A 12,463-nucleotide genomic window follows, 5' to 3' on the forward strand; every position below is an offset into this window, starting at 1 on the left:
AATAATTTACATTTCTAATGGTATTTGGGCGCGATTATCTGGTATACTGGGGGTAGTTAAAGATCAGTTAGAATGGTTGCGTGAAGGAATAGCGGCGAATCCGGCCATTTGACGAGAACTAGGGCGTTGACAGTCGGACAGTCACGGGGATTAGTAGCGAAAGGGGTCCCAGTTGTTCGGGAATAATTAATAAATCAGGTTAACATCTAATCCAGCTAAAGACTGGCTAGAGTGAACAAAATGTTGCGATCACGGAAAAGATTGTGGAGGAGGCATTTGTCATGATAGTGGGGAGGATGATCCGGCTGTTTGTGGCTGTGCTGGCTGTCTTAACAATTATGGGGATTCGTCAGCAAGTTACCCATCCGCGTGATGGGGTTGGGTATGCGGCCGAGATTCCAGGAAAGGGAACGCCTAGTGGGGCTCCGATTGGAATGTTTGGGTTGTATTTGAATACGGGATTTAATTTACAGCCAGCGAATGTGTATACGTCTGTTGGGCATGAGAAGACACTGAGTACGGGGACAGCTCATTCTATAATTGACTTATTGAATATTGGTGCCACGGATCATTTTCAATGGGCGCAGTCGGTAAATGGGGGCGGCAATTGGTCGGATATGCAGGGGGAAAATCATGCTAACTTAACGGTGACGCCTGAGAAGGTGGGAACGATCTACTACCAACAACGTTTCCAGTACTATTTTCTCGTGTCTACTTGGCCGCATGCTACGGTTCCGTGGACGCCCGCGACTTATTTTTCACGTGTCGCCGCTATAACGACCTTTCCTAATCCTATTCCTGCAACAGGTTTGGCCGTAACGACTGATAACGACTATCTTTACAACAATCAAGCGAACGCACAACAGACTTATGTGCATGCCTTACCGGAGCCGGCTAATGCCACTGGGGATGTCATCTGGTCGAGTTCAGATGCGAGTCTAGCAACCGTTTCTAAATATACGGGTGAGGTGACGGCGAACACTAGCGGTATGGCGGGCATTGTTAAAATTACAGGGACGATAACCAATGCGGATGGGAGCACGGTTGCGGCTGAGGTGCCGATTACGATTGGTGGGGGCTTGGATTCGCAAACCGTTGATGAGGGTCAAACGGCGACGTTTAAGGTTCGGGGAAAGTTTGATCAAGCACCCGAGAACGTCACGTGGTATCGCGTGGATAAGCAAGGGCACAGCACAAAGATTAACGGGCAGTCCGGCTTGAGTTACACCACGCCGGCGACCACTCAGGCGGATAATCAACAACACTACTATGCCGTGGTGACCATTAAGGATGCCAATGGCACCCCCCATTCGATGACGACCAATCAGGCCCTGCTCACCGTAATTCCGGATCCAACACCCAAGGTGACTATTACGAACACGGTGGAAAAATTAAGCACGGGTAGTCAGCCAGCAACCACGCTTGATAACATATTTTATAATGATATCTGTCAGATAACGGGAACGGTGACGGATGCCAATGCGGCGTCTAAACTGGATGACGGCGACTTCGCCATTAATCTACCGAAGGATGTGAGCGACGTCATTGTTAAGGTGGATGGGCAGTGGTCCGCCTATAAGACGACAGACAATGGCGCGCAGAAAAATTACTTGGCGACGGGTCAGAGTTTCAAGGATGAAAAGACACATACGTTTAGCATATCTTTCGTAAGCCAGCAGAAGCAAAATTTAAAATATGCCACCGGCGTTACCTTTCAAGGCTATGCCGATAAGAGTCGCAGTCAGTCATTGGGGACCTTTACGGGGAATGATGTCCAGCTGAACTTTACCGATGGCAAACTCAAGGCCGCTGCTAATGATGTCGACTTCGGCCACCTAACGATGCAAAACCTCGGGCAAAATTTACCCGGGAAAGCCGCTGGGGATGGGGAATTGCTGGATGTTACAGATAATCGGCAAGATAAGACCGCCACGCGCATCGATTTACGCCAGTCGGCACCGCTGAACAATGGCCAAGCGAATTTGGACGCTACGATGAGCTTTGATCCCGGAAGTAAGCAGGCGCTGTTGCCCTTGTCGAATGTGGATCAGACCCTTGTGACGACCAAAGCTGGCGATGCATTGTCCTCAATCGGCGTGGCGCAGGGGCAAGGGTTAACCATCAAGGTGAATACTGGCAACTTCCAAGCGGGGACGACGTATACGACCCAATTAATCTGGAGTATTGTTACGGGGCCGTGAGCTGTTTCATGTGAAACAAGTTGTCACCAGAAGAGGCGTGTCGAGTTGATTTAATCCGAGTGAAACTCAGAATTTCGTTAATCCCAGTAAGGATAGTATAATGATTAAGAATGACGGTTGTCGGCAATCGACGACCATTGTTGCGAATCGGATTTAACGAATTAAATGAGCTATTCAAAGGAGAAAATCAACCATGAAGCACATCGTAGCGGGAATTGTTGCCCATGTCGATGCCGGGAAGACCACGCTGTCGGAGGCGTTGCTGTACCGGTCCGGCGCCCTGCGGCAACTGGGTCGCGTGGACAACGGCGATGCTTTCCTCGATCCCGATGATTTGGAAAAACAACGGGGAATCACTATCTTTTCTCACCAGGCGAGCTTACGGCATGGCGCTCTAGATTTAACCCTACTGGACACCCCGGGACACGTGGACTTTGCCTCCCAAACGGAACAAGTGTTAAGCGTCCTTGACTATGCCATCTTAGTGGTGTCGGCCACCGATGGTATTCAGGGGTATACCCGGACGCTGTGGCGCTTGCTCCAGCATTATCAAGTTCCCACCTTTATTTTTGTGAATAAAATGGATGCCGATACGGCCGACCGCGAACGCGTCTTGAGTCAGTTGCAAGAGGTCTTTTCACCGGGGTGCATCGCCTTTAACGACGCAAAAACGGCCGATGGTGCGCTTCCGGCTGGTGCCGACGAAGACATTGCCATGCAGGACGATGCGGTACTGGAAAGCTTTCTGGACAGCGGAACGGTTGACGATGAAACGGTTCGTCGGCTGATTCAGCGGCGCCAAGTTTTCCCCTGTTACTTTGGGGCGGCCCTGAAGGTGGACGGGATCGATAGCCTGTTGGCGGGTCTGGAACAGTGGACAAAAGCGGCCACCTATCCCGATGAGTTTGGCGCGAAGGTCTTTAAGATTTCCCACGATGACAAGGGTGAACGCCTCACGTGGCTCCGGTTAACCGGTGGCGTCTTGGCGAATAAGGATGTCATCCTAGACGAGCAAAAGGTCAATCAGCTACGCATCTACGATGGGGCGAAATTTACCATTCGGCCCCAAGTCGTGGCCGGCGAGGTCTGTGCGATTCCTAATCTGACGGGGACTCATCCGGGACAGGGCCTGGGTGCCCAAGCCGCGGGTCGCTCGCCGGAGATTCAGCCCGTCTTGAACTACACCCTAGACCCACAAGGCAACGATATTCATAAATGCCTGACGATTTTACGGCAGTTGGAAGACGAGGATCCACAACTTCACGTGGCATGGTCCAGTCATTTACAAGAAATTCGCGTGCAGATCATGGGGGCTGTTCAACTGGAAATCCTCCAACAGATTTTGCGTGAACGGTTCAATCTTGAGGTGGGCTTCGGCACGGGCAGCATTCTTTACAAGGAGACGTTGACGCAGGCTGTAGAAGGCGTTGGTCATTTTGAACCCTTGCGGCACTATGCCGAGGTGCACTTGCTCATGCAGCCAACGCCGCGGGGCAGCGGCGTCACGTTTGCGGCGGATTGCGATTTGGAAATTTTAGGCAAAAATTGGCAACATCAAGTCCTGACTAGCTTGCGGGCCAAGGAACACCTGGGCGTCTTGACGGGGGCGCCGTTGACGGACGTCAAGCTGACGCTGGTCACCGGCCGGGCCAGCATTGTTCACTCGGTCGGCGGCGACTTTCGAGAGGCAACCTGGCGTGCGGTGCGGCAGGGGCTGATGATGGCCCGGACGCAAGGTCAGACCGAGCTGTTGGAGCCGTGGTATCGGTTCCGGCTGGAGGTTGGTCGGGACCAAGTTGGGCGCGCGATGACTGATATTCAGCGAATGCACGGTAGCTTTGAGACGCCCGACACCGCGACGTCTACGGCCGGAATGACGGTGCTGACCGGTACGGCCCCAGTTAGCGAGATGCAGGGCTACGTGCAGGAGGTTAACGCCTATACGCACGGGCAGGGCCAGCTGGAGTGCTTAATCGATGGCTACCGGCCTTGCCACAACGCCGATGAGGTGATTGCGGCGGCGGATTACGATCCCGTGGGTGACCTGGATAACACGCCGGGATCGGTCTTCTGTGCGCACGGGGCCGGGTATCCTGTGCACTGGGATGACGTCCCGGAGATGGCGCACGTGGACTATCGGTACACGGCGAGTGAGTTGGCGCGGTTAAAAATAAATGAATAAAACGTAAACGAGGCGATCTTATTCCTAGAATCGCCTCGTTTTTACCTAAACGGCCCCCATTTTGCGGATTTAGCTCGTATAATTAATAAGGAAGCCCAGAATTGGTAACGATTTGCTTCCAAAATACAGGAAAGTAGGGGATGTTATGTTCAAGAAACTCATGTGGTTTGGCGTGTTAGTCGGCGTCGGGGTAGCGAGTGGCCTGGTTGGTACGACGCAACCGGCCGCCGCGCGCTCGCTTAAGACCCTGCCAGGGATGTCCTACACGCACACCACGCCGGTACGGTCGCGGGGAACCTGGTACAACTGGGACAAGGAGATCGGTGCGAACAAGATTGTTGTGAAGAAGCATCAGGTCAAGTGGTATTACCGGCAACATAAGCAGGGGAAGTGGCATCACGAACAGACCTTAACCGGCAAGAAGCTCTACGTTTATCACCAAACGCTAAAGCATAAAAAATTGTTTGGCTTCTACGCGGCCTATGAGGATGACTTTAACTTCTTTTACACGGGGACGAAGAAGATTCATGGCAAATCGGTCAAGTACCTCTCCTCGGCCGGAATTTATACGTATTATCATGCTTGGAAATACGCGATTCGCTAAATGCCCAAGCCTCATGACGCATTGCTTCAGATGACACCAAGGCGTGGTATACTAAGGCCATTCTAGAGACTTGCAGACGATACCCATGCCAACATTGCCGTCGATGGAAAGGAATACCATGCATCTAAGCGTCTTGCACTGGCATGAGGAAATATTTGCCATTCCAGAAACCGCCCAGCGCCTCTTCTCCAGTGATCGGGTGGCCAATCAAAGCTTTGTCTGGGGACACCGCGTGGTGGGGCTACAGTTTCATCTGGAGCCGGCCGCCGCGAACGTCCGTGAAATGGTGGTCAACGACTTTCTTTACATCGCGGGTTCCGTGCTTCGCCAACCGGTCGCGGCTATTTTAGCCACGCCGGTTCCCCCGGAGAATCAGCGAGCCCTATTTCAAATTTTAGATTATGTCACGGCTTAACCGGCCAACGCAAAGTGGCGGTAGACTGAAAATCAATTCGGTTTACGCCATTTTTATTATTAATAATTAGAGATAAATTGATAATTACGGATACTTCAGACTTATTACAACGTTTTACCTTTTTCCCTTGCCACCCTTCCGCCAATCCTGTAAACTGACAATTACACAAATTATGCAAACGTTTTAACGTAAAAGGGGTAGCTCATGAAAATTAGTAAAAAAGTCTGGTTCGACGCAATTGGGGTGGGACTGTTCACCTTAGTCTACAGCCTCATTATGGGCGGTCTGTCGCTGTGGATGGGGTCGGCGGCTTTCATCGCCGTCTCGTACTTCTTCGGTGCCGGCTTTCCTAAAGATAAGCTCTGGAACATCCTGATTAGCTTTGCGCTGGGCATCGTCTGGGGGCTGATTGCCTTTCGCCTCCTTCAGATTCCAAGCATCGCGCCGCTGTGGCCCAGTGCGGTGATGTTTGGGCTAATGACCTTCATCGTCTTATTTCTTCAGGGTACCATCATGAAATTCACCATCGTGCCGGCCTGGCTCATCGCTTGGGGGACCACGATGCTCATCATCACCAACATCACCGTTCACAACTGGTCGCTATTTGTCGTCCAGCTCTACGGTTCGATGTTGCTGGGGATTTTCGTGATTGGTTACGCATCGGATCTCTTCAATTGGGTCATGTTCCGGTTCTTCCCGGACCAGTCGACTCAGCCAACCGAAACCACGGTCGAAGATGAACAGGATTAATCACGAAGGGGCAACGTCATCTCAGGACGTTGCCCCTTTTGCTTGGTTAGGGTCGAAGAAAGCCCGCGTTTTCGCGCACCGTGGCTGTCTTTTCGCCCGGATTTTTGCTAAGCTAAAACTGAGGTGATTGCATGCAGATTCAAGAAGGCTTCATGCCCTTTCAAGGCTACCAGACCTACTACCGCATCGTCGGTGAGCTGGACAACGGCCAAACGCCGCTGCTACTGCTCCACGGCGGTCCCGGGTCGACCCACAACTATTTCGAAGCGTTTGATGAACTGACGGCCACGACCGGACGACCCATCGTGATGTACGATCAGCTGGGTTGCGGGCGTTCGGACATGCCGGACGCACCTCAGCTCTGGCGCGCATCGACTTGGGTGGCCGAACTCCAGGCCCTCCGCGACTATCTTGGCCTCACCAAGCTCCACCTGTTGGGCCAGTCCTGGGGTGGCATGCTGGCGATTATTTATCTGTGTGACCACCAGCCACAGGGGATTCAGAGCCTGACGCTGGCCAGCACGCTGTCTTCGGCCAGACTGTGGGCACAGGAGCAACACCGAATGATTGGCTTCATGAGCGCTACCGACCAGACGGCCATCGCACAGGCCGAAAGTAGCGGAGATTTCACCACACCGGCTTACCTGACCGCCAACCAACACTTCATGACGCGGCATGCGGCCGGACCAGTCACGGCGGCCTCTCCGGAATTTTTACGCCGGCCCACGCGGCAGGGGACCGTGGCCTACAACGTGGCTTGGGGGCCTAACGAGTATTCGCCCACTGGCACCCTCAGAGACTACGAATACACGGCCAAACTCGCCGACCTCACCACGCCTACGTTGGTCACCAGCGGGGTCAATGACCTGTGCACGCCACTCGTGGCCAAGACCATGGTCGACCAGTTGCCACACGCCGAGTGGACCCTGTTCGCCCACAGCCGGCACATGGCCTTTATCGAGGAACCGACCGCCTATCGGACGCGGCTAGCCGCATGGTTACAGCAAAATGATTCGTGAAAACAAACGACCGTCACTCGTGCATGTCGCGCAAGTGGCGGTCGTTTTCCCTTAAATTAAAGCGTATTGGCATTGGCCATCATCTGGTCCATCACCCGGTCTAGCGTATCCAGATCGGCCTGAGGAATCCCCGCCGTGACCTGTTGACGAAAGGCCTCGGCCAGCGGAATACTCCGCGCCAGTAGGTCTTCACCGGCCGGCGTCAGCGTCAGCAGGCGTGCGCGGCGGTCCTTAGCACTGACCGCCACCGTGATCAGGTCGTCTGCGCTCAACTGATTAACGATTTTGACCATGCTGGGGCCGGTGATCCCGATCAGATCGGCGAGATCGCGCTGCCGGATTTTAGCCTGCTGGTCGATGTAGTAGAGGGCCATCCAGGCGCTACGGTTGATGCCCATGGGCGCCAGAGCGTCATTAAACTTGCTGGCGAAAAGCTTGCTGCTGCGGGAAGTAATGCACATGATACAGCTGTCTAAATCGAATTGGGATGTTGCCATTGAAGTCACCGCCCTCGAAAGAAATGGATGCCTTATTATACCATGCCTCCGCTCAAAAATAGATAGTTAGCTAACTATTGACTTTGCTCAGCTATTCATTATAATGAGGTTGTAAGCGCTTGACAAAACGAAAACTAGGGGGTTACACCAATGGAAAACTATCAGGCAACGGCGCGAAAAACCCAGTCGGGGCTCCAGGTTGACGTCCATTCCCGGGGCGTCCACACCACCATCGATGAACCAGAAAGCCTCGGCGGCACGAACACCGGCATGAATCCGGTGGAACTCGTGTTGAGTTCGCTGGGGACCTCTCTACAAGCCACCGCCGCGGCGTTAGCGCCGGCCAGCAAGTTCAACTATGAGCACATGACGGTTAATCTAGAAGGTGACTTGGATGCCGCGGGCTTCATGGGCGACCCAGACATTCGCAACGGCTTCCAGGAGATTCGCTACCAGCTTCAATTTAAGACGCAGGCCTCTCAGGAAGAATGCGGCCGGTTTGCCGATCTCGTCGCGGCCAATTGTCCGGTCGAAGACATGCTGCGCAACGGCGTGGCGGTCACGTTGGATCAAGTTGAGATTATCTAAAGGAGGCGGCCAACATGGCTATGGAGACATTTAAAGTTCAGGTCAACAGTACCGATCATCCCCACGAATACCAAGCAACCGTCCGGGACTTCCGGGTGAAATTAGCGCCGGATTCCACGACCGCCGCACACCCCCACGAGGCTATTCTACAGGCTTTAGGCGCCTGCGAAGCCATCGTGATGGCGTCCTTCAACAAGCAACAGAACTTTACTTACCGCGACTTCTACTACACCTTGGCTGGAACGCGATCCGGGGAGCGGCCGGGAATGGACCACATCGGCGTGGCCGTTCATTTGAATACGGATGAGTCGCCGCAAAAGTGTCGTGAATTTATGGACTTCACGGAGAATACCTGTCCGGTCATGGACAACTTGACCCACACGGTACCGGTCAAACGGACGGGTGTGGCCGTGATTGCCTGATTTAATCAGTGATTTCTTATAGACGGTGTATGCGCGGGCATATGCCGCCTTTTTGGTAGAAATGTTTCATGTGAAACACGGCCGCTAATTCTAAAGAATGATTAAGGATGACGAACTGCGTGCAACCAAACGCGGTTTTTTTACATTAGTAAGAGTATAGGGGCCGATTCGCCCAAAAGGAGAGTGGGATAAAGGGCGATTAGCCGGCGAGTATTAAGGCTGATTAACCGAATAACTGAAGGTTGAAAGACAGAAATCGACTAAAACCAGTGTCATCGCGTAACTCATCGCGTTAATATTAGTCGTTTACAATTTCGCAGTGGAAAGCGGTCGCCTTACCGTTCGCCAAATATGGGTTGGATCGCGGTGGGTGGACGGGCCGAGCCACAGTGCGGTCTCGACACCTCGCTTTGAGCCGATAGTCCACGTCTCAAAGACGCCAGTTCCCTAACCGGCCAAACCCGCCACTAAGGGAACTCCCACGGCTGAACCCATATTTGGCTCACTCACGGCTGCGAGAGCGCTGGCCAGCAACCAGCGGCTTAACCCGACGTAACAACTAACCGAGTGGCTAACTCAACCGTTGCTGACAAAAACCGGCCTGCCGGAGATCGCCAGGGGTGGAGCCAGCTGTGTCGACGGTGTTAGCTGAGGGGGCTTCTCAGCTTACAGCGTGGGGCGACTTGGGAGACTTGCGGGCTGGGCAAGGCTTCCGAGCGAACCGGAAGCCCGTTTCTCAGGCTGAAGGTGTCCCCCATAGCAGGCGGAACCCCTGGCAGGCGTAGGCTCTGATTTCACCAATTTTAGTGGACAGAACACTGCCGTTCCGGGAATCAGAGCGTTTATTCTACTTTAAGCGGAGTCGACTGCGGTTTGGCGCACGTCTCAGCTAGGTAAAGGTGACGCAAAAGAGCCTGGGATTGTCCCAGACTCTAGTGAAACGCTAGATTTTGACGGGTGCGACACGGCTTAATCCTCGGTAATCTCCAGCTCGCTAATCCGGCCGTGCCGGCGAGCGTAGAAGAGTACACCCATACCGGAGAACGCGGTGGTGATGAGTAGGAGTATGGCCATGTCGGGAAAGGCCGAATCCCCAATCATCAACGTTTCGCGCAATCCGTCGACCGCGTAGCTCATCGGCAACCACGGGTGAATCGCTCGGAAGAAGCCGTTGGTGAGCTGCAACGGATACGTGCCGGCCGAACCGCCCAGTTGTAGCACCAGGAGAACCATGCTGAAGAAGGACCCGGGCTTACCCAAGACCAGGTTGAGCCAGTAGACGATACTCATAAACGTCCCGCCGGTAATCCAGATCATCAGGAAAGTCGCCCACGGATGCACGGGAGCGAGCCCATCGATTGACGCCAGCAGGCCAGTCATGAAGAGGGCCTCGCCGGTGACAAAGGCGGTCATGATGGACGATTTACCCAACCACCAGCCCCAGCCACTGCGCGGGTACTTCCGGGGCGTGTACATGTCAAACATCAGATTAAAGGCCAGAGCACCGACGAACAGGGAAACCGACATCATGTAGGGTGCCATCCCCGTGTCGTTGTTATGGGCATCGTCCGTATCGGTGTGCGCGGTCGTGGTGGGTTGGGCGAATTGCTTATAGGTCAGTTGGGACGGGTGCACTGTGGCTTGTTTGCCGGCGGAATCCAAGGCGTGGGCCAGCTTCGCGTTACCGGCGTGGACCTGCGTTGCCCCCGTGGTGGCCTGATTAGCCCCACTAGCCAGTTGGTTGGCGCCGGTAGCGACCTGATGGGTTCCAGTCGTAGCCGTTTGGGCGGCCGTGGTCAGTTGTGGTCCAGCGGTCGCGAGCGTGTTGAGGCCGCTGGTCAGCGTTGTCGCGCCGGTGGCTAAGTGACCGACGCCGTTCGTGAGTTGCGGTAGCCGCTGGTTAACGGTCGTGATCCCCGTATTGAGGCTGTCGGCGCCCTGAGTCAAAGACGGCCCCTTGGCGGCCAGCCGCTGCGTCCCGGCCGCTAGTTGGGCGTTGCCGGTGGCGAGTTGGGTCGTGCCCCGGCTCAGCGTCGCGTCCTTAGTGGTGAGTTGTCGGGTCCCACTGGCCAATTGATTGGCCCCCTGTGCGAGCCGAGTGGTGGCGTTTGTCAGGCTAGGCAGTTGGTCGCTAAGCGTCGTCACCCCGCTGGTGAGCTGGGTCAACTGGTGATTGGCCCGTTGGAGTCCGCTCGTGAGCGTGACCGAACGGGTGGCAAGTGTGGCAATGCCGCTGGCGAGGTCACCTTGAGCGGCTGCCGTCTGGGTGAGCGTGGTCTGTAGCGTGGTGGTGGCCGCACTGGTGTTATTCAGGCTAGTCAAATCACGGCTGAGTTGCTTGGCGGCCGCCTGGGTAGCGGCAAGTTCGTGTGCACTCGGCGCGTTGTCGCTGGCAGTCTTGAGCACGGCGGCCTTCTGCGTTGCGGTTAGGCCCTGGGCATCGGCCGTGGCGGCAAGCTTTTCTTGTAACGTCTTATTTTGGCGGGTGCTGGTACTGTCCAGGGTCGTCAAGGCCGTCTGAAGCTTGCTAGCATCGCCCTTGACGGCGGTGGTTGCTGATTTGTAGGCGGCTAACTGGGATACGGCGCGCTTGATCGCCGTCTGTTGGCTCTGCGAGGTCTTCAAGCCGGCTTGCATCTTCTGCAGGCCCGTGGTCAGCGCGGCGCTACCGGTGGCCAACTGGGCATAGCCGGTGGTGAGTTGCTGCCCACCGCTAGCTAGGGTGGCGGTCCGGTCCTTTAGGGTGTGGGTGCTGGTCGCCAGGCGCGTGAGGTTATGGCTGAGGGCCTCGGTGCCTCGCTGCGTTTGAGATACCCCGGTCACAACCCGCTTGGTCCCGGTCGCGGCGGCTTGACTCCCCGTGGCTAGTTGATCGGCGGCATGGGCGAGTTGGTCGGCCGCCTGCGTGTAAGTCGTCACGCCAGTGCTCAGTTGCTGGCTCCCCGTAGCGAGTTGTTGACCACCGGTAGCGAGCTGTCCGGTCTTAGTTGCCAGTTGATTGAGACCGCTACTGAGCTGTTGGCTCCCGGATTGGGCCTGTTGAACGCCCGTCACGAACTGACTGAGCTTCGAAGTGATCGTGTTCTCGCCGTTGGTGAGTTTCACCGTGCTGGCGGCGAGGGTGTTCAGCCCGCGGCCAATCTTTTGGTCGGCGGCGGTGAGACGTTGACTGCCCGTGGCGAGTTGCTGATTGCTGTGTCCGGCCTTGGTCACGCCGTCGCCAAGTTGTTTGACGGTCGTAAAGAGGGTCTGGGCGTAGCTCTTGGTCACCGCGTTGCTGACGGACTGGGCCGCCGATTTCGCCGCCTGCGCCGTTAATTTGGCAGCGATGAAACTATGCCCGGCGCTGGTCTGGTAGTGCAGAACCATCTGGTGGGGCGTGGTTTGCATCAGCGTCGTGGCGTTGTGGGAGAAGTTCTGGGGGATGGTCAGCACCATATAGTACTTGCCCGTCCGGAGCCCGGTTTGAGCGGTACGCTCCCGGGCCACCGGCGTGAACTTCATGGCCGACGAATGTTTGAGCGTCGTGGCCAGGTTTTGTCCGGCCGCCAGCCGCTTGCCGTGATAGGTCACGGGACGATCCCGATTGACCACGGCGATGGGCAGGTCGTTTAGCTTGCCGTACGGGTCCCACATGGATTTTAGAAAAGTAACGGCGTAGATTGATGGAATCAACATGATCACCGCTAGAACAATGAGTAAGAGTTTGTGCTTAATTAAATAGTGCCATTCAGCTCGAATCATCGGCGATTCCCCCTTGGTTATGGTATCCTGAGGCCAAAATA

General features: G+C 55.1%; 9 protein-coding genes and 1 pseudogene. 8 read left to right on the forward strand and 2 right to left on the reverse strand.

Annotation, left to right across the window (positions count from 1 at the left end; all coding sequences use genetic code 11):
- Positions 1-281 precede the first annotated feature (281 nt).
- From V8I28_RS05575 to pepI, 6 genes and pseudogenes are all read left to right on the forward strand, one after another.
- Positions 282-2,201, forward strand: coding sequence for an Ig-like domain-containing protein (locus V8I28_RS05575; RefSeq protein ID WP_341779139.1), 1,920 nt, complete (start codon positions 282-284; stop codon positions 2,199-2,201).
- 193 nt (positions 2,202-2,394) lie between these two features.
- Positions 2,395-4,383, forward strand: a complete 1,989-nt coding sequence (locus V8I28_RS05580) for a translation factor GTPase family protein (protein ID WP_341779140.1) — start codon at positions 2,395-2,397, stop codon at positions 4,381-4,383.
- 145 nt (positions 4,384-4,528) lie between these two features.
- Entirely contained in the window at positions 4,529-4,987 is a 459-nt protein-coding gene (locus V8I28_RS05585; RefSeq protein ID WP_341779141.1) for a hypothetical protein, read from the forward strand.
- Between the two features lie 124 nt (positions 4,988-5,111).
- Positions 5,112-5,402, forward strand: a pseudogene (locus V8I28_RS05590) (type 1 glutamine amidotransferase); the annotation flags it as partial.
- Positions 5,403-5,606: 204 nt separating this feature from the next.
- The gene (locus V8I28_RS05595) at positions 5,607-6,152 is read left to right on the forward strand and encodes a DUF1097 domain-containing protein (RefSeq protein WP_341779142.1); all 546 of its coding nucleotides are present in this window, start codon (positions 5,607-5,609) and stop codon (positions 6,150-6,152) included.
- A gap of 131 nt (positions 6,153-6,283) precedes the next feature.
- Positions 6,284-7,171, forward strand: coding sequence for a proline iminopeptidase (gene pepI, locus V8I28_RS05600; RefSeq protein ID WP_341779143.1), 888 nt, complete (start codon positions 6,284-6,286; stop codon positions 7,169-7,171).
- 56 nt (positions 7,172-7,227) lie between these two features.
- Here pepI and V8I28_RS05605 read toward each other — a convergent pair whose 3' ends face one another.
- Complete coding sequence (locus tag V8I28_RS05605; protein ID WP_341779144.1) at positions 7,228-7,632, reverse strand: MarR family winged helix-turn-helix transcriptional regulator; 405 nt, start codon at positions 7,630-7,632, stop codon at positions 7,228-7,230.
- Positions 7,633-7,818: 186 nt separating this feature from the next.
- On the opposite strand from V8I28_RS05605, the gene V8I28_RS05610 reads away from it, so the two are divergent.
- Together V8I28_RS05610 and V8I28_RS05615 are read left to right on the forward strand one after the other, a co-directional pair.
- Positions 7,819-8,256, forward strand: a complete 438-nt coding sequence (locus V8I28_RS05610) for an OsmC family protein (protein ID WP_341779145.1) — start codon at positions 7,819-7,821, stop codon at positions 8,254-8,256.
- 14 nt (positions 8,257-8,270) lie between these two features.
- Positions 8,271-8,678, forward strand: coding sequence for an OsmC family protein (locus tag V8I28_RS05615; RefSeq protein WP_341779146.1), 408 nt, complete (start codon positions 8,271-8,273; stop codon positions 8,676-8,678).
- A 969-nt stretch (positions 8,679-9,647) separates the two neighbouring features.
- Here V8I28_RS05615 and V8I28_RS05620 read toward each other — a convergent pair.
- Positions 9,648-12,422 carry a YhgE/Pip domain-containing protein gene (locus V8I28_RS05620; protein ID WP_341779147.1) on the reverse strand — a complete coding sequence of 925 codons (2,775 nt, stop codon included), beginning with the start codon at positions 12,420-12,422 and terminating at the stop codon, positions 9,648-9,650.
- Positions 12,423-12,463: the final 41 nt, after the last annotated feature.

Source organism: Levilactobacillus sp. HBUAS70063, assembly GCF_038374745.1.
Lineage (GTDB): Bacteria > Bacillota > Bacilli > Lactobacillales > Lactobacillaceae > Levilactobacillus.